The 17,214-nt window shown below is 70.7% G+C and carries 14 protein-coding genes; 8 read left to right on the top strand and 6 right to left on the bottom strand.

Features of this window, described 5'->3' with window-relative positions; all coding sequences use genetic code 11:
* The first annotated feature begins 177 nt into the window (after window positions 1–177).
* The 6 genes from ADK65_RS04505 (at window position 178) to ADK65_RS04480 (ending at window position 6,254) form a co-directional block, all read left to right on the top strand.
* Window positions 178–1,503 (top strand): ABC transporter substrate-binding protein, encoded by a 1,326-nt coding sequence (locus ADK65_RS04505; protein ID WP_053668469.1) that lies wholly within the window; start codon window positions 178–180, stop codon window positions 1,501–1,503.
* Window positions 1,500–2,411: a carbohydrate ABC transporter permease gene (locus ADK65_RS04500; protein ID WP_053668468.1), complete on the top strand. Its 912-nt coding sequence runs from the start codon at window positions 1,500–1,502 to the stop codon at window positions 2,409–2,411. The genes ADK65_RS04505 and ADK65_RS04500 overlap by 4 nt, the downstream gene beginning before the upstream one ends.
* Window positions 2,408–3,352: a carbohydrate ABC transporter permease gene (locus ADK65_RS04495; protein WP_053668467.1), complete on the top strand. Its 945-nt coding sequence runs from the start codon at window positions 2,408–2,410 to the stop codon at window positions 3,350–3,352. The genes ADK65_RS04500 and ADK65_RS04495 overlap by 4 nt, the downstream gene beginning before the upstream one ends.
* Before the next feature lie 27 nt (window positions 3,353–3,379).
* A complete protein-coding gene (locus ADK65_RS04490; RefSeq protein WP_053668466.1) occupies window positions 3,380–4,288 on the top strand; it encodes a 5-dehydro-4-deoxyglucarate dehydratase in 909 nt (302 codons plus the stop codon).
* On the top strand, window positions 4,285–5,535 hold the full coding sequence (locus tag ADK65_RS04485) for a glucarate dehydratase family protein (protein WP_053668465.1): 1,251 nt from the start codon (window positions 4,285–4,287) through the stop codon (window positions 5,533–5,535). Before ADK65_RS04490 ends, ADK65_RS04485 begins: the two co-directional genes overlap by 4 nt.
* Before the next feature lie 230 nt (window positions 5,536–5,765).
* Window positions 5,766–6,254, top strand: coding sequence for a hypothetical protein (locus tag ADK65_RS04480; RefSeq protein WP_053668464.1), 489 nt, complete (start codon window positions 5,766–5,768; stop codon window positions 6,252–6,254).
* On the opposite strand, the gene ADK65_RS04475 is transcribed toward ADK65_RS04480, so the two are convergent.
* On the bottom strand, window positions 6,220–6,732 hold the full coding sequence (locus tag ADK65_RS04475) for a hypothetical protein (RefSeq protein WP_053668463.1): 513 nt from the start codon (window positions 6,730–6,732) through the stop codon (window positions 6,220–6,222). The genes ADK65_RS04480 and ADK65_RS04475 overlap by 35 nt on opposite strands.
* Before the next feature lie 157 nt (window positions 6,733–6,889).
* Between ADK65_RS04475 and ADK65_RS04470 the strand changes: the two genes are divergently transcribed.
* The gene (locus ADK65_RS04470) at window positions 6,890–8,113 is read left to right on the top strand and encodes a helix-turn-helix domain-containing protein (RefSeq protein ID WP_053668462.1); all 1,224 of its coding nucleotides are present in this window, start codon (window positions 6,890–6,892) and stop codon (window positions 8,111–8,113) included.
* Between the two features lie 95 nt (window positions 8,114–8,208).
* The gene (gene adh / locus ADK65_RS04465; RefSeq protein ID WP_053668461.1) at window positions 8,209–9,726 is read left to right on the top strand and encodes an aldehyde dehydrogenase; all 1,518 of its coding nucleotides are present in this window, start codon (window positions 8,209–8,211) and stop codon (window positions 9,724–9,726) included.
* Window positions 9,727–9,770: 44 nt separating this feature from the next.
* On the opposite strand, the gene ADK65_RS04460 is transcribed toward adh, so the two are convergent.
* The 5 genes from ADK65_RS04460 to ADK65_RS04440 all read right to left on the bottom strand — a co-directional run bounded on the left by ADK65_RS04460 (window position 9,771) and on the right by ADK65_RS04440 (window position 17,211).
* Window positions 9,771–12,656 carry a glycosyl hydrolase family 95 catalytic domain-containing protein gene (locus tag ADK65_RS04460; protein ID WP_053668460.1) on the bottom strand — a complete coding sequence of 962 codons (2,886 nt, stop codon included), beginning with the start codon at window positions 12,654–12,656 and terminating at the stop codon, window positions 9,771–9,773.
* 45 nt (window positions 12,657–12,701) lie between these two features.
* Window positions 12,702–14,183, bottom strand: a complete 1,482-nt coding sequence (locus ADK65_RS04455; protein WP_053668459.1) for a ricin-type beta-trefoil lectin domain protein — start codon at window positions 14,181–14,183, stop codon at window positions 12,702–12,704.
* 534 nt (window positions 14,184–14,717) lie between these two features.
* Window positions 14,718–15,575, bottom strand: a complete 858-nt coding sequence (locus ADK65_RS04450) for an RNA polymerase sigma factor (protein WP_234352792.1) — start codon at window positions 15,573–15,575, stop codon at window positions 14,718–14,720.
* A 119-nt stretch (window positions 15,576–15,694) separates the two neighbouring features.
* Window positions 15,695–15,979 carry an SDR family oxidoreductase gene (locus ADK65_RS04445; protein ID WP_234352791.1) on the bottom strand — a complete coding sequence of 95 codons (285 nt, stop codon included), beginning with the start codon at window positions 15,977–15,979 and terminating at the stop codon, window positions 15,695–15,697.
* A gap of 29 nt (window positions 15,980–16,008) precedes the next feature.
* Window positions 16,009–17,211: a mandelate racemase/muconate lactonizing enzyme family protein gene (locus tag ADK65_RS04440; protein ID WP_053668456.1), complete on the bottom strand. Its 1,203-nt coding sequence runs from the start codon at window positions 17,209–17,211 to the stop codon at window positions 16,009–16,011.
* Between the last annotated feature and the right edge of the window lie 3 nt (window positions 17,212–17,214).

The following is a 17,214-nucleotide window of genomic DNA, read 5'->3' as shown; positions in this document are numbered from 1 at the left end:
CGGCCCCCACCGGATGATCCGGTGGGGGCCGTCGCTGTTTCCTGGGTGGTCCCGGGCGTCGTGTGGCATCGGTGAAATCTTTCGGCCATGTCTTGACATGGCCAGGAAGCGATCCGTAGCTTGGCCGATCATTTAGATTCGTGAAGCGGGTTCACGAATATGAACGGAGAACCACCCATGCGGGATCGCCGACGAAGTCTCCGCCTGGCTGCCATGCTCGCCGTCTCGGGCCTCCTGTTCGAAACGGCCGGCTGCGGCTCCGGTTCCGGCAGCGCCGGGGCCGGTGACCCGAACACCCTGGAGGTGTGGACCCGGAGCGATCCGGACTCCGCCAAGACCTACGACCGTGTGTTCGCCGCCTTCACCAAGAAGACCGGCATCAAGGTCGACTACCAGCCGGTCATGAACTTCGACCAGCAGCTCCAGAGCCGCGCGTCCGTCAAGGACCTGCCGGACGTCATGATCAACGACACGGCCCTGATGGGCAGTTACCAGTCCCAGGGGCTGCTCGAGCCCATCACCCCGGCCTCCATAGCGGGCCACGGCGAGATCACCGCCAAGTCCTGGTCGTCCACCGTGGGCCGCGACGGCAGGCACTACGGCATCCCGTACTCCCGCCAGGCCATGACACTGTTCGTCCGCAAGGACTGGCGCGAGAAACTCGGCCTGCCCCAGCCGAAGACCTGGCAGGACATGCTCGCGCTCGCCAAGGCGTTCGCCTCCCGTGACCCGGACGGGGACGGCAGGAAGGACACCTACGGCATGGTCGTCCCGGGCAGCGCGCAGAACGGTTACGTCGCCTGGTGGGGCGCCAGTTATCTCTGGCAGGGCGGGGTGCGGATCCTCCAGAAGGAGGGCTCGGGATTCCGGCCCGCCATGGACTCGGCGGCCGCGGTGCGCACCGTCACCTGGTTGAAGAAGAACCTCTTCTGCGGCGACAAGGGCGTCGTCCAGCCCAGCGCCCTGACCTCCGTCACCTCGAACACCACCAACTTCCAGGACGGCAACGCCGGGATGTACCTCACGGGCCCGTACAACATCGCGACGTTCGACGAGGCGCTCGGCAAGGGCAGGTACGAGGTGCTGCCGGCGCCCGCGGGCCCGGCCGGATCCACCGTGCTGGCCGAGGGCGAGAACATCTACTTCGGCGCCAGGACCGGCAAGACGAAGCAGGAGCGGACCCTCGCCGCCTTCCTGGTCTCCCCCGAGGGCCAGAGGCTCGCCATGACGGGCGCCCACCAGCCGGTCGTGCGTATCCCCGTCAACTCCACGCTCGACGCGGCGAAGGTGCGCGACGACCCGCGCTGGAGCGTGGTGCAGAAGGCGTACGAGAACCACGCCGCGCAGTTCCCCAACGCGCCCGACTTCGCCCCGATCAAACAGGACACCGCCGACGCGCTCAACGCGATCTTCACCTACTGCGGCAGCGACGTCCGCGCCGGCCTCAAGGATCTCGACGACACCCTCGCCGGTGACCTCAAGGACCAGGAGCTGCTGAAATGACCGCGACCGCGACGACGCCCGGGCCGCGCAGAGCCCGGGGCATCGGCAAGAAGGCCGTACTGCCCTGGCTGTTCCTCGCCCCGGCGCTGCTGCTGGCCCTCGTCTTCAAGTTCCTGCCGATGGGCAAGGGCGTCTGGCTCAGCTTCTTCGACGTACGGCCCTTCCTCGGCGACCAGTGGGTCGGACTCGACAACTACACGCGAGTTCTGACCGACCACCGCTTCCAGGACGCCATCGGCCACACCCTGGTCCTCGGCATCGGCATGTCCCTCGGCGGGATCGTCGTCGGCTCCGCGCTGGCGCTGCTGCTGGAGGGTCAGGCCCGCTCGCTGAAGATCATCCGTACCGCCGTGTTCCTGCCCGTCGTCACCGCCACCGCAGTGGTGGGCGAGATGTGGCGGCTGATGTACTACCCGACCTCCGACGGCCTCATCAACAGCGGTCTCGGGCTGTTCGGCCTGGGCCCGGTGCCCTACCTGGACAACCCCGGCACGGCGCTGTGGGCCACGATGGCCATGGGCATCTGGATGCTCGCCCCGTACAACATGGTGATCATCCTCGCGGGTCTCGCGGGCGTGGACCGCTCGCTGTACGAGGCCGCCGCGATGGACGGCGTCTCGCTGTGGCAGCGCCTGCGGCACATCACCCTGCCCGCCATCCGTCCCGCCCTCGGCATCGTCCTCACCCTCGCGGCCATCCGCGGACTGCGCGTCTTCACCGAGGTGTACGTCCTCACCGGCGGCGGCCCGGCCGGCTCCACCGACGTGTGGATGACCCGCGCCTACACCCTCGGCTTCACCCGTAACGACATCGGCGGCGCCTCGGCCGCCTCCGTGGTCCTGCTCTGCGTGACGCTGCTGCTCACCGTCACGGTCAACTACCTCCGCACGAGGGGAGACGCGAAATGAGCGCCCCTGCCATCGAACCCGTCCGCACCCCGGTGACCGCCTCCCCCGCGCGCAACTCCGGCGGGGACCGGCGCACCACCCCCGCCCGTTTCGACACCGCCCTCGGCTGGAACGACCGGCCGGGACCCGCCTGGGCGCTGCGCGTCCTGCTCTGTCTGCTCGCCCTCGGGGTCTTCGCCGCACCGTTCCTGACGATCTTCTCCGGTTCCTTCAGCGAGAAGGCCAGCGGTTCGACGCTGTCGTTCCTCCCCCACCATCCGACCCTGCTGAACTTCCAGGTGGCCGGCGAGCGCGGCATCTGGGACTACTTCGGCAACTCACTGGTCATCGCCGGCGGCGGGCTGCTGCTCCAGCTCGCCGTGTGCACGCTGGCCGCATACGCGCTGGCCCGGCACAGATTCCGCGGTCAGGCGCTGGTCCTGACCCTGTTCATGCTGACGATGATGCTTCCCGAAGAGGTCATCGCCATCCCGCTGTCCCTGGTCCTCGGGCATGTGCCCGTGCTCGGCATCGACCTCAAGGGCACGGTATGGGGCGTGATCCTGCCGCTCGGCGCGTGGGGCTTCTCGGTGATGCTGCTGACCGAGTTCATGAAGGACATCCCCACCGAGATCGAGGAGGCCGCCCGCATCGACGGCGTGGGCGAGCTGCGGATGCTGTGGCAGGTCGTCCTGCCGCTGTGCAAGCCCGCCCTCGGGGTCGCCGGGGTACTCGGCTTCATCATGATCTGGGACCAGTACCTGCTGCCCCTGATCGCCGCCAAGGACCCCACCGACTACACGGTCACCGTCGCCCTGTCCATCCTGCGCACCGACCCCCAGGTCGGCTCCGGGGTGGTGCTGGCCGGTGCGGTCATCGCCCTCGTCCCCAGCCTGATCGTCTACCTGCTCCTCCAGCGCTCGCTGGTCACCGGCATCGCCGCCGGGGCCACCAAGGGCTGACCACCCACCCCCACGTTTGAGGGAGACATGAAGTTCCACGGAGTGCTGTTCTTCCCGGTCACGCCGTTCGCGGCGGACGGTTCACTGGACGAGGAACGGCTGGCCCAGCACATCGAGTCGGGTGTCGCCGCGGGCGCGGGAGGTGTGTTCGTCGCCTGCGGCACCGGCGAGTTCCACGCGCTGTCGACCGAGGAGGTCGAGCGGGCCACCCGGGTCGCCGTGCGGACCACGGCCGGACGCGTGCCGGTCCTCGCCGCGGCCGGCGGCCCCGCACCGGTCGCCCGCGACCAGGCCGCCCGCGTCGAGCGCGCCGGTGCCGACGGTGTCCTGCTGCTGCCGCCCTACCTCGTCAGCGCCCCGCAGCAGGGTCTGGTGCGTTACGTCGAGGAGGTCATCGCGGCCACGGACCTGCCGGTCGTCTTCTACCAGCGGGGCACCGCCCGGCTCACCGACCGGACCGCCGCCGAGATCGCCGCCCTGCCCGGGGTCGTCGGCCTGAAGGACGGCATCGGGGACATCGAGCGGATGCACCGCATCGTCCGAGCGGTGCGAGCCGTGCCGGGCACGGAGGACTTCCAGTTCTTCAACGGGCTGCCCACCGCCGAGATGACCGCGCCCGCCTACCGGGGCATCGGCGTGGAGCTGTACTCCTCGGCGGTGTTCGCCTTCGCCCCGGAGATCGCACTGGCCTTCCACCGGGCCCTCGCCGAGGGCGACGAGGCCCTGGTCTCGCGACTCCTCGACGAGTTCTACGGCCCGCTGGTCGCCCTGCGCGACGAGGTCCCCGGGTACGCCGTCTCGCTGGTCAAGGCCGGTGTGACCCTGCGCGGCCTGGACGTCGGCGGCGTACGGGCGCCCCTGGTCGACGCGGCGCCGGAGCACATCGCCCGGCTCGCGAAACTCCTCGACCACGGCCTGGAGGTGGCCGCCGCATGAGTGCCACGCGGATCCGCGAACTGGTCGTCACCCCGATCGCCTTCGGCGACCCGCCGCTGCTCAACTCCAACGGCGTCCACGAGCCCCTCGCCCTGCGGATCATCCTCCAACTCGTCCTGGAGGACGGCACGGTGGGGCTCGGCGAGTCCCCGGGCGGTGCGGCCCGCCTGGAGCGGCTGCACGCCGCCGCGAAGGTGGTCGCCGGCATGGACGTCTTCGACACCACCGCCGTGTCCGCCGCGATCGACGCTGCCCTGCTGCCGAACGTGCCGAGCTCCCACGAGCGCGGCTGGACCACGTCCGCGGTCGAGGTGGCCTGCCTGGACGCACAGGGCAGGCTGCTCGGCCGTCCGGTCAGCGACCTGCTGGGCGGGAAGGTACGCGACGCGGTGCCGTTCGCCGCCTACCTCTTCTACAAGTGGGCCGAGCATCCCGCGCTCGACGGCCGTGCGGCGATCTGCGACGACTGGGGCGAGGCCCTCGACCCGGCCGGCGTCGTCGATCAGGCCCGGCTGATGCAAGAGCGCTACGGCTTCCGGTCGTTCAAGCTTAAGGGCGGTGTCTTCCCCCCCGACGAGGAGATCGCGGCGATGCGGGCCCTCGCCGAGGCCTTCCCCGGGCAGCCGCTGCGGCTGGACCCGAACGTGGCGTGGACGGTCGAGACCTCGAAGTACGTGGCGCGTGAACTCGACGGCGTGCTGGAGTACTTGGAGGATCCGACCCGGGGCATCCCCGGGATGGCGGAGGTGGCGAAGGGCTCCCCCATGCCGCTCGCGACCAACATGTGCGTGATCGCCTGGGAGCATCTGAAGCCCGCCGTCGAGCAGAATGCGATCCAGGTGCTGCTCACCGACCACCATTACTGGGGCGGGCTGCGCCGCACCCGTGAACTGGCCGCCGTGTGCGAGGCGTTCGGGCTCTCCCTGTCGATGCACTCCAACTCGCACCTGGGCATCAGCCTCGCCGCGATGACCCATGTCGCCGCCGCCATCCCCAACCTCGACCACTCCTGCGACACGCACTACCCGTGGAACTCCGCGGACGACGTGATCGTGCCCGGCGCGCTGGAGTTGCGCGACGGTGAGGTCGAGGTGCCCACCGGACCGGGACTGGGAGTCGAACTCGACCACGACCGGCTGGAGCGACTGCACCGGCGGTACCTCGACTCGGGGAAGCGCAGCCGGGACGACACCGGTTACATGCGGCGGTTCCGGCCGGAGTACGAGTTGAAGCTCCCCCGCTGGTGACAGCCGTACGCAACCCGTGCAAAGTTGAACGCGGTTGTACGGAACGTGCCGTCTGCTGCCCTGGTTCGACCGGGACCGGCACGCCCCAAACGCCACACCGCGCCACCCCTTCCGACGCGTAGAAATATCTACCAGCATGGCTACGGCCGGGCGGCACGCGGGACCCCGCGGGCCACCGGCCGTGTCCAGCGCGCCCGACCGCGGCGCCACCGACTGTGCCTGGGGTGGCCATGCAGAGCGTCATGTGGAAGCAAGCCGTCGAGTGGCTCGCCGCGGCCGCCACGGACCCCAAGGAATGCAAGCGGGAGTGGGACTACGGCGCGGGGACCATGCTCGTGGAGGCCGGGCGGTACTGGGACGTGCTGAGCGTCCCCGACCGGCTCGGCCTGCTCGCGCTGGACATCCTGTGGCGCGATCCGCTGAAGGTGCCCGGCCCCACCCTGGTGGACTGCGCCGCACGCAGAGTGGGGTTCTTCCTGCCGCCCGATCCGGTCAGCGAGTGGATCGGATTCGGCGTACGGCACGTCGGCCGGGGCTCCTGGGTCGCCGTGCCGCCGCCGTACCGGCCCGCGGGCCGGCTGGAGTGGCTCGTGCCGCCGGACGGATCCGGCACCCTGCACACTCCCGGCCCCCTCGAATCGGCCCTGCGGGAGGCCAGCGGAACCCTCGCGGTGCTGGCACCGGTCAGCGCGGAGCCGGTGGCGACGGACGGCTGGTGAGGCGGGCACCGGACGACGGCCCGGCTGCCCCCGGGTGCCGGCCGGAGGCCGGGCGGGTGCCCGCGGGCGCGACCGGGCCCGGATGCCGGCCGGTCGCCGAGTGCGGGGTGGCGGCGTGGTGAGGCGTGGCCGCCGGACGGGGGGTGCCGGGGACGACCGGGCCCATGTGCCGGCCGGCGGTCCATGAGGGGACGGCCGTCCAGGTCTCGCTGTCGGCCGGCGCGGCGAAGGAGACCCACTGGCCGTCGCGGTGCTCCGGAACCGCGTGGCCCCTGGCCTCCCACTCGGCGACCAAGGCCGCGTAGATCGGCGGATGTCCCGCGTATCCGCTGGTGAGTTCGGCGTACGAGCGGGGCGTCGCGTGATTCCCCGGACGGCGCCGCGCCGTCTCCGTGCTGTCCATGCCGGGGGAACGCGCCGCCGCGCACCACTGGTACGCGGGCCGGACCCCGTCCGTCGGGTCGAGTGAACCCGTCACCCGGACGGCGGTACGTGGGCACCGGACAAACATCCAGTCAGGCGGTCGCCCGTTCAGAACGTCTCACCCCGGGCCCGACGGAGTTCTCGACCGGGGCCCGCGCGCCCGGTACCACTGACCTCACCCCGAGGAACCGGTACGACGGCAGGGAGAGGCCATGTCACAGCGCCCTGACCTCACGCGGCGCAGGGCCGTGCTGGAGCACGAGTGGTCCCACTGGGTGCCGCGGCTGGGCGTGCCGGGCACGCGGCCCGGCGGCTCCGCGGCACTGCGCCACGAGGTCAGCGAGTCCTGGGCGCGTTCGCTGGGCAGCGTCGACCCGGGCCGCGACAGCGCCCCCGTCACGGACGACGGCCGGGTGCACCAGCGCTGGACGTCGTCACCGCTGTACGGACCCGTCTCCACACTCGCCGGGGAGCTGCACAGCATCGCCGAGGACGCCGGATTCGTCACGGCGGTCACCGACGAGTCCGGCACCATCCTGTGGACCTGCGGCGGCCGGACCATGCGCCGCCGGGCGGAGCGGGTCAACTTCGCGCCGGGCGGCCGATGGGACGAGCAGGCCATGGGCACCAACGCGCTGTCCCTCGCCCTGCGCACCGGCCGTCCCAGCTCCGTGTTCTCGGCCGAGCATCTGGTGTCGGCCCTGCACGGCTGGGTCTGCTACTGCGCACCCGTGCACGGCAGGGACGGCAGCGTCCTCGGCGTACTGGACCTGTCCACGACCTGGGACCGCTCGCACCCCCTGGCCATGTCCACCGTCCGCACCCTGGTGTCGGCGATCGAGGCCCGCCTGGCCACCGAGGTCTCCCGCCCGGCCCGGCTGCGGCTCACGTGCCTGGGCACCGAGCGAGCCGTGCACGAGGGACGGCCCCTCCCCCTGCGCCCTCGGCAGTGGGAGATCCTCACCCTCCTCGCGCTCGAACCCGACGGCTTCGCCCCGCAACGGCTGCGCGCGGCCCTGTACGGTGACCGGCCGGTCACGCCGTCCACCTTCAAGGCGGAGATCTCCCACCTGCGCCGGGCGCTGGGCGGCGCGATATCCCCCCGCCACTACGCCCTCACCACCCCCGTGTCCTGCGACGCAGCCGACGTCCTGCGCGCGCTGGAGCAAGGCGACACGGACACCGCCCTCGGCCGCTACGGCGGCCCGCTCCTGCCCCGCTCCGAGGCCCCCGGCATCGAGGAGTGGCGCACCCGGCTCGAAGTGGCGGTACGCGAGGCCGTCCTGGCGAGCACCCGGCCGGAACACGCCCTGCGCTACGGCGAACGGGCCCCGTACGACGCGCAGATCCATGAACACGCGCTGCGGCTGCTCGGCCCCGAGGACACCCGCCGCGCGATCGCCCGGGGCCGGCTGACGACGGCCCTGCGCGACTGACATCCGTGTGCTGCGGGCGCCAACCCCGCACCAACCTCCCGGCAGCACAGTGAGGGACGTCGCAACCGCCCCGCCCTTCACCGAGGAGAGCCGCCATGGTGTACGCGCAGCCAGGAACCGAAGGCAGCATCGTGTCGTTCGCCCGCCGCTACGACAACTTCATCGACGGCGATTGGATCCCTCCGGTCGAGGGCCGCTACTTCGAGAACCCGACGCCGGTGACCGGCAGGACCTTCTGCGAGGTCGCCCGTTCCACCGCGGCCGATGTCGACCTGGCCCTGGACGCCGCGCACCGCGCGGCCGACGGGTGGGGCCGTACGTCCCCTGCGGAACGCGCGAACGTCCTCAACAGGATCGCGGACCGTATCGAGGAGAACCTGGAGAAGATCGCGGTCGCCGAGACGTGGGAGAACGGCAAGCCGGTCCGCGAGACCCTGGCGGCCGACATCCCGCTGGCCGTGGACCACTTCCGGTACTTCGCCGGAGTCGTCCGCGCGCAGGAGGGCAGCATCGCGGAGATCGACGCCGACACGGTCGCGTACCACTTCCACGAGCCCTTGGGCGTGGTCGGGCAGATCATCCCGTGGAACTTCCCCATCCTCATGGCCACATGGAAGCTCGCCCCCGCGCTGGCCGCCGGCAACTGCGTGGTCATCAAGCCGGCGGAACAGACCCCGGTCAGCCTGCTCTACGTCATGGAGCTGATCGCCGACCTGCTCCCGCCGGGCGTGATCAACGTCGTCAACGGCTTCGGCGTGGAGGCGGGCAAGCCGCTGGCGTCCAGCCCGCGGGTGGCGAAGGTGGCGTTCACCGGCGAGACGACGACCGGCCGTCTGATCATGCAGTACGCGAGCGAGAACATCATCCCCGTCACGCTGGAACTGGGCGGCAAGAGCCCGAACATCTTCCTGCCCGACGTCATGGCCGCCGACGACGACTTCCTGGACAAGGCCGTCGAGGGCTTCGTGATGTTCGCGCTCAACCAGGGCGAGGTCTGCACCTGCCCCTCCCGCGCCCTGATCCCCTCCGCCATCTACGACGACTTCATGGCCCGCTGTGTCGAACGCACCGAGGCCATCGTCGGCGGCGACCCGCTGGACCCGGCCACGATGATCGGAGCGCAGGCGAGCAACGACCAGTACGAGAAGATCCTTTCCTACCTCGACATCGGCCGGAAGGAGGGCGCCGAGGTCGTCACGGGCGGCACGTCCCGCGCGGTGCCCGGCCTCGAGGGCGGCTACTACGTCGAGCCGACCATCTTCCGCGGCACCAACGACATGCGGATCTTCCAGGAGGAGATCTTCGGCCCGGTCGTCTCGGTCACGACGTACGACTCGGTCGACGAGGCACTGAAGATCGCCAACGACACGCTGTACGGCCTCGGCGCGGGTGTCTGGACCCGCGACGGCAACACGGCCTACCGACTGGGCCGCGAGATCAAGGCGGGCCGCGTGTGGACCAACTGCTACCACGCGTACCCGGCGCACGCGGCGTTCGGCGGTTACAAGAAGTCGGGCATCGGGCGCGAGACGCACAAGATGATGCTGGACCACTACCAGCAGACGAAGAATCTTCTGGTGTCGTACTCGCCGAAGAAGCTGGGTTTCTTCTGAACACGACATGGATCTCCCTGGCCGGCCGCTGTTCGCCCCGTGGGCTAGGCGTGCTGTCCGGACGGGCCGGTGACGCGGCGGAGTTGGAATCGCTGGTGGGTGCCGCCCGTGACTGCCCACTGGGAGATGCGGGCTCCGTCGGCGGTGGAGGCCTCCCACACGTCCAGGGCGAGGCCGCTCTGCCGGTTGACCACACTGATCACGCCACCACCGTGGTCGACGATCCGCCACTGCTGGCCGGCGGCGTCCGTACCCGGCTGCTGGGTGATGTCGGCGCCGCTGCTGCTACTGGAGACCTGCAGGACCAGACCACTGTGCCCCACCCGGATCTTGTAGTGCCCGCCGTCGGAGGGCAGGAACTCGAAGTGCTGGTTGGGACCGGTGGTGATCTGCCACTGGATCAGCCGGGCACCGGCGGTCGTGGACGCACCGTTGATGTCGGCGGCCTTGCCGCTGTGCTGGGCCACGAGCCGATAGGCCACGCCGGTCTCCACCGGTGATCCCGACCCGAGCGCGGACGCGCGGTAGGTGGTGCCGGCCCGGCCGGGGAACTCGATGAGATCGGCCTCGAGCCGCTTCGGCTGGACCGGCTCGCCGCTCGCATCGTCCTTCAGCGTGAAGTCACCGGTGAAGATCCGACCACGCACCCGGACGGGGCCGGTTCGGTCGGGAGTGACGACGAACTCGGTCCGTCCGCTGCTCCACTCGGCGCCGACCGTGTATCCGCCCCGGCCGCGCAGTCCGCTCACACGCCCGGCGGGCCAGGCGGCCGGCAGCGCCGGCAGCACGTGCAGTTCGCCGTTGTGGCTGTGCAACAGCATCTCCGCGATGCCCGAGGTGGCGCCGAAGTTTCCGTCGATCTGGAACGGTGGGTGCAGGTCGAACATGTTGGGCGCGAGCCGGTCCGTGCGCACCAGGTCCCGGATCAGCTTGTGGGCGCGGGAGCCGTCCTCCATCCGCGCCCAGAAGTTGATCTTCCAGGCGAGCGACCATCCCGTCCCGTCGTCGCCGCGCAGTTCCAGCGTCCGCCGCGCGGCCTCGTGCAACTGGGGTGTCCCGCGCTTGGTGATCTGGTTGCTCGGATGCAGGCCGTACAGGTGGGAGACGTGCCGGTGAGTCCGCTCGGTCTCCACCCAGTCGGCCAGCCACTCCTGGATGTTGCCCCTTGACCCGACCCGCGTCGGCGCCAGCCGGTCCCGGGCCGCAAGCGCCTGGGCGCGGAAAGTGGCGTCCACGCCGAGGATTTCGCCGGCGCGGGCGACGCTGCTGAAGAGGTCGCGCAGGATCTGGTTGTCCATGGTGGGCCCCGCGCAGACGGTGGCGTTCGTGTGGTGAGGGAGCTCCGGGGAGTTCGACGGGTTGGTGACCAGGTGTCCGAGCGTCGGGTGGGCGACCAGGGTGTCGAGGAAGAACCGGGCGGCGCCCTTCAGGGCCGGATAGTTGGAGCGGAGGAAGTCGATGTCACCGGTGAACAGGTAGTGGTCCCAGATCAGCGTGGCCAGCCATGCGCCACCGGTCTGCCACATCCCCCACTGCGCTCCGTCGACGACCGAGGCGCCCCGCCACGCGTCGGTGTTGTGGTGCGTCACCCAGCCGCCCGCGCCGTACTGTGCCTGGGCAACCCGGGCGCCGGTCACGGTCAGGTCGTCGATCATGTCGAAGACCGGGCGGAAGCATTCGGACAGGTTCGTCGTGTCGGCGGGCCAGTAGTTCATCGGCAGGTTGGCGTTGATGGTGAACTTCGAGTCCCAGGACGGAGCCATCTGGTCGTTCCAGATGCCCTGCAGGTTCGCCGGCTGGGTGCCCGGCCGCGAGGACGATATGAGCAGGTACCGGCCGAACTGGAACAACAGGGCGGAGAACTGCGGGTCGTTCACCTGCGCGTGCTGTGCGATCCGTACGTCGGTCGGCTGGTCGGCCGCCGCCGTACGTCCCAGGTCGACCGATACCCGGTTGAACAGGGCCTGATAGTCGGCGCGATGCCGACTGCGTAGTTCGTCGATGCCGATGTCGCGGGCGGCGTTGAGGTGGCGCCGCGCGATCCCCTGGTAGTCGCCGTCGGCCCTCCGGAAGTCGACGTAGCTGGAGCCGATCGACACCAGCACCGTCACGCTGGTGGCGCCCGAGACCCGCAGTGTGCCGCCCGAGCTGCTGACCGTGCCGCCCGTCACGGCGGCGTGGGCCAGGGCAAGGAACCGGACCCGCCCGGTGATGCCCTCCATGGTGCCGGAGATGCCGTCGAGGGCGATCGTGGCCCCGTCCGGGCTGGACACCGTGGTCCGCTGCGGACTGTCGAACGTGGCGTTGAAGGCGATGGAGTTGGCCCGGTCGGCCGTCAGCCGGACCACGAGCACCTGGTCGGGTGCGCTGGCGAACACCTCACGCTGGTACCGCACGCCGCCCAGCACGTAGGTCGTGACGGCCGTGGCGGTCGTGAGGTCGAGCATCCGGTTGTACTGCGACGCGCCGGTAGCGCTGCCGACGGAGAGCAGGAGGTTCCCGACCGGCTGGTAGGCCAGTTGCCCGGCCGGGCTGCCCAGCATCGTCTGATTGATCAGGTCCTGCGCCGGCCCCCACTGATCCGCGAAGACCCGCCGCCGGATCTCAGCGAGGTCGGCGGCGCCGCGGGGGTTGGCGGAGTCGTACGGACCGCCGGCCCAGACGGTGTCCTCGTTGAGCTGCAGCCGTTCGGTGTCGACGTTGCCGAACACCATCGCGCCGAGGCGTCCGTTGCCGATCGGCAGGGCCCGCAGCCAGTCCGCACCCGCCGGCTTGTCGTACCACAGTGCGAGGTCGTTGGCGGCCAGGACCTTCGGCGGCGCGGCCGAGCCGCTCCTGGCAGTGGCCGTCCACCCACCCGGCACGATCCCGATCCCCGCTCCAGCCGCCGCCCCGGCGGCGAGAAACCGTCTGCGTGTCACCTCGGACATGTCGTTTCTCCCTTCACTTCACGGACTGGAGCAGGTCGCCGGCGGTCACCGTCCACGGTGTCCGCCGAGTCGGGCGTCGCGTCGCGCGTCAGTGTTCGGGATCTGCCACCTCTGGTTGCCGCCGCCCCAGCACGTCCACAGCTGCACCTTGAAGGTGGTGGTGTTCACGTCGAGGCAGAGGCCGGAGCGCACGCTGCGGACGGTGCCGTCGGCGCCCACCGTCCAACGCTGGTTGTCCCCGCCGTTGCACGCCCACGTGCCGACCACGGTGCCGTTCGCCGTCCCGCTGTTGTACGCGTCCAGGCACTTCTGGCCCCCGAGTGCGGTGATCTGCCCGCCGGCCGTCGAGGTCCACTGCCGGCCGACCGTGCCGGCGCAGGTGTCCACCTGGACCTGGGTGTTCGCGGTGGTCCCGCCGGGGACGTCCAGACAGCGCCCGGTGCCGACGTTGCGCAGCAGGCCGGCCGGGGCCGGGACGCCGCCGTCCAGACCCCAGCCGTGCCTGAGGCGCTCGCGGCCGCTGGCGTTGGGGGTGCTGAGCGTGAGGCCGGTGCCGGTGCCGTGCAGTTTCTGCATGGCGTACCAGTCGTCGCCCTGACCGGCGCGTATCTTCCCGCCCAGCCCGGGCCAGTAGATGGAGCCGATCCGCAGTTCCCGAAGCACCGTGGTGGTGGCCCGGAAGTAGCGCACGAAGTTGTCGGTGCTGCCGGCGTCGTGGTAGTCGAGCCCGGTATCCATCGGCGCGCCGAACTCGTCGACGACCGTGCGGTCGGCGCAGGAGCCGATCGCGTTCCGCAGGTACGCCACCCACTGGTCGTAGGTCTTCGCGCCGCTGAAGAAGGTGTAGTGGTGCAGCGACAGGAACGTCCCGTCAAGGCGGCGGTCCGCGCACATGGACTTGATGTCGGTGTTCAGCCCGGCGCCGCTGACGAAGACGCGGTTCCGCGGAATCGACGGGTGGCTGCTGACCCAGTTGCTCACCACGTTCGCCCACTCGGCGGCGCTGTGCCCGCCCGGTTCGTTCATCGGCTCGAAATGGACGAGGCTGTTGGTGCCGTACCGGGCAAGAACGGTGTTCCACATGGTGTCGAAGGCACTCGGGTTGACGATGCGACCGTCGCGGGCGGCCACCCCGTCGTCCCAGTAGGAGAGGACGACCTTGAATCCCTTCGCGGTGGCCGCGTCTATCGCTCCCGCGTACGCGCTCCACCAGTTCGTCCCGACTGTGTAGGTGTTGATCGGGAGCCGAACGGTGTTGGCACCGAGGTTGTTCTCGAAGCCGGTGTAGATGGCGCTCGCCTTCGCCACGACCGTCTCGTAGCTGTCGGAGGCGCTCAACCCGTGCAGGACCAGTGGTCCACCGTGGAAGTTGTCGCCGAGCCGGGCCCAGTTGACGCCGCGGAACCGGGCGGTGTCGGCGGCGGCCGGCGAGGCGCTTTGGTGCTCGGCGACCGCGAGCGCGCTGAGAGCGGTCAGGACGCAGGCGAGCGCCCGGGCGAGGTGGCGCCGACGAGGGGTGTGGGGCATGGTCGTGCCTTCCCGGTTGGCGGTGTGGTCACGTCTGCACTGTGCGGATCCGCTGACGCGGGCCGCCCGGCGGCAGCCGGCCGAGCCGGCGCGGAGCTTGCCCTCTCCGCGCCGGCCCCCTCCCAGATCGCTCGCGCGGCGAGCATGTCAGCGTCATGCCGCTGCCCTGGCGCCTGGAAAGCCTCGCTCCTTCGATTCGCCCGGATCGCCGGGCCCGCGCCCAGCCGGGCCGCTGGGCATGCCAGAGCAGCAACGGTCGCGGATTGTCATGCCGTTGGCCCGGTCATGGCTGACCGTTCGGACCTTTCTTTTTGGGCTTCCGCTTTCACAGGTCATGAATGGGGAAAGCGGCGGGTAGACGACTAGAACATAGCCAGATTGTCATGGTCCATTCAAGAGGGGAAGCGTCGATATATCGGGGCTTGAGCCGTCGCACAACCCACTGGAGAAGCACGACTATTGGCCGCCGCCCCGCATAACCTTTTCAGGCGGTGAATCGGAGTGACGGTCGCATGGAAATCGCGGCAGTTCTCTTTATGGGCGGGTACTCGGGTGCCGACTCCGGCGGCGTCGGGCGAACTGGCCGAGTAGGCCCGCCACAGGTTGGCCGGGCACCGCGGCCGACCGCCCCGGCGGTACGGGGAGCAGCGCCAGGGCGACACTCAGCCGCTCGAGGGGGACCAGTTCGTCGGCGGCCCGGCCGCAGTCCGCACAGGACCGGGTGTGCCGGGTGATGCGCTTGCGCCACAGCGCGCTCGGCACGCCGTCCCAGCCCCCCAGCGCGACGGTCAGCAGTGGGCACCGGGGGCCGGCTTCCAGCGCGGCGACGAGTGACCGGCTCAGCTCCAGTTGGTTGCGCATCCGCTGGACCCGCACACCCGCGTGAGCCACGCTCGTTCCCAGCGCCGCCGCGAGCTCGGCTCTCGTCAGGCGGCCTGCGGTCTCCAGCCACCACAGCGACAGCAGCGCCCGGGCGTCCGGGTCGAGCCATCGGCTGGCACGTACGGTCCTTCGGCGATGACCGGACAGCTCGACGTGGATCAGGGCCAGGTTCTCGGTGTCGGCGTCCGGCGGGTCGGTCATCTCGTCTAGTGGGGCCGTCCGTTCGGCATCCGCCTGCCGCCGGTGCAGATGGGTGCTGATCTGCCGTGTCGCGATCGTGGCCAGCCAGGGCCGGAAGCACTCCGGGGCGCGCAACGTGCGCAGCTCGGGAAGTGCCCGCAACATCGTCTCCTGCACCACGTCGTCGACGTCCGCGAGCTCGCCCAGCGCCCTGCGCACGATCGCGTACACCAGCGGCAGGTACGTCGCGGCCAGGTCGTCGAGCGCTCGTGGATCGCCGGCCTGTGCGGCGACGACCAGGCTCGTCTCGTCGGCTCGGCCGCTTCGCATCACAAGCCCGTACGCGTTGCCTCGGGCGAGGCCGCCCCGCATGCCTCGCACGTCGCCACCCTCGGGTTCGCAGGCACGGTCGACTCGGGCGCGGCCGGCTGGTAATGCCTGGCAGCCCGTCATCGCCCCGGCCGTCCGCCGTCGACGGGAAGAACGACGCCGTCGATTCGGTCCGGTGCCGGGGAGGCGAGGAACACCGTGGCCGCGGCGAGATCGCCGGCGTGGCTCCGGCGACCGGCCGGGGTCCGGCCGAGGACGGCCTGGTCGTGCCGGGATTCCGCGCATAACGCCCTGGTACTGTCGCCGGCGACGCGGCCCGGTGCGGTGGCAATGACGTCGACGCCGCGCCCGCCGCGCTCTTTCGCCGGGGCCGGCGCCTCGGCGGCCCGGCTCTCGATCTCCATGGGCCAGGGCCCGCGGTGGACAACCGCCTTCATCGATCCTCCATCCCCATGGTGTCGAACGTCCCTTCCGCGGTGGATCGGGTCGGCCCAGGAGCGACCGCGAGCAGCCGCCGGCCGGCCCGCTCCGGCCGTATGTGCGGTCCGTCGGGTGCGTGTGCCGTTCTCTGACGGGCCGGGGTCATCGCCGTTTCGTCGATCCGGATGCCCAGGCCCGGTGTGTCGCCGAGCACGAAGGCGCCGTCGTCGACGTGCAGGTCCATCGCGACGCCGATCGGAGGCCGCAGGCCCTGCAGTTCGCTGACGAGGTGGTTGGGCACCGACGTCGCCGCGTGCAGCAGCGCGACGGGCGTGTCGCCGATCGGGCTGACCGGCAGGTCGTAGGCGTGAGCCAGGGCCGCGACACGCAGGAAGTGAGTGACTCCCCAGACCGCGGCCGTCTGGACGATGTCCACGCCTCCCGCGGCGATCAGAGGGCGGAACTGTTCGAGGCCGGTGAGGTTCTCCCCGCTGGCGACCGCCGCCCCTACGCCACGGCTGACAGCGGCCAGGCCGTCGGCGTCCCAGCGCCGGACCGGCTCCTCGATCCAGGTCAGGTCAAGTGCGCGTTCCAGTTCACCGACATGGCGTACCGCCTGCTTGCGGCTCCAGCACTCGTTCGCGTCCAGCATGAGCCCTGGCCGCCTCCCGTGCGCGGCCTCGGTCAGTACCTCGCGTACGAGCAACAGCCGGTGCCGGTCACGCTCGATGTCCAGGCCGCCCTTGAGCTTCGCCGCCCTCAGCCCCCGTTCGGCATAGACCTCGTAGGTGGCGACGAGCTCGTCGTCGGTGAGGCCGATGTCCAGGCCGGAGGCGTAGGCGTCGACCACGCGGTCGTTGCCGCCGAGCAACCGCCACAGCGGCTCACCCGCCGCCTGTGCCTTGATGTCCCACAACGCCGTGTCGAACGCGCCGATCGTGCCGAACACCGCGCCCGCGTGCCCGGCTTTGAAGGTGTGCCGGAGCATGCGGTCGTAGAGGGCGGTCACCGCGCGCGGGTCCTGGCCGTCGATGGCGGCGAAGATCGTCTCGGCTTCCACGTGCGGTCCCAGGCCGACTCCGGTGATCCCCTCATCGGTCTCGACGACGACGACCGGCACGGGCACGACGCCGTCGGCGTGGACGCCGTTGGCGTCACCGACGGGTCGGCCCCATCGCTGTGCCGTCGTCAGGGTTCGGTACCCGGTGATGCGCATGCG

Origin of the sequence: Streptomyces sp. NRRL B-1140 (genome assembly GCF_001280065.1) — a bacterium.
Classification (GTDB): domain Bacteria; phylum Actinomycetota; class Actinomycetes; order Streptomycetales; family Streptomycetaceae; genus Streptomyces.
This window is presented reverse-complemented; position numbering and strand designations above follow the sequence as displayed.

Excerpts from the sequence above, each read along its gene's own strand:
- ADK65_RS04440 (WP_053668456.1), bottom strand. The coding sequence starts at position 17,211 with ATGCGCATCACCGGGTACCGAACCCTGACGACGGCACAGCGATGGGGC.
- ADK65_RS04500 (WP_053668468.1), top strand. The coding sequence starts at position 1,500 with ATGACCGCGACCGCGACGACGCCCGGGCCGCGCAGAGCCCGGGGCATC.
- ADK65_RS04460 (WP_053668460.1), bottom strand. The coding sequence starts at position 12,656 with ATGTCCGAGGTGACACGCAGACGGTTTCTCGCCGCCGGGGCGGCGGCT.
- ADK65_RS04490 (WP_053668466.1), top strand. The coding sequence starts at position 3,380 with ATGAAGTTCCACGGAGTGCTGTTCTTCCCGGTCACGCCGTTCGCGGCG.
- ADK65_RS04495 (WP_053668467.1), top strand. The coding sequence starts at position 2,408 with ATGAGCGCCCCTGCCATCGAACCCGTCCGCACCCCGGTGACCGCCTCC.
- ADK65_RS04505 (WP_053668469.1), top strand. The coding sequence starts at position 178 with ATGCGGGATCGCCGACGAAGTCTCCGCCTGGCTGCCATGCTCGCCGTC.
- adh (WP_053668461.1), top strand. The coding sequence starts at position 8,209 with ATGGTGTACGCGCAGCCAGGAACCGAAGGCAGCATCGTGTCGTTCGCC.
- ADK65_RS04470 (WP_053668462.1), top strand. The coding sequence starts at position 6,890 with ATGTCACAGCGCCCTGACCTCACGCGGCGCAGGGCCGTGCTGGAGCAC.
- ADK65_RS04450 (WP_234352792.1), bottom strand. The coding sequence starts at position 15,575 with ATGCGAAGCGGCCGAGCCGACGAGACGAGCCTGGTCGTCGCCGCACAG.
- ADK65_RS04480 (WP_053668464.1), top strand. The coding sequence starts at position 5,766 with ATGCAGAGCGTCATGTGGAAGCAAGCCGTCGAGTGGCTCGCCGCGGCC.
- ADK65_RS04455 (WP_053668459.1), bottom strand. The coding sequence starts at position 14,183 with ATGCCCCACACCCCTCGTCGGCGCCACCTCGCCCGGGCGCTCGCCTGC.
- ADK65_RS04485 (WP_053668465.1), top strand. The coding sequence starts at position 4,285 with ATGAGTGCCACGCGGATCCGCGAACTGGTCGTCACCCCGATCGCCTTC.
- ADK65_RS04445 (WP_234352791.1), bottom strand. The coding sequence starts at position 15,979 with ATGGAGATCGAGAGCCGGGCCGCCGAGGCGCCGGCCCCGGCGAAAGAG.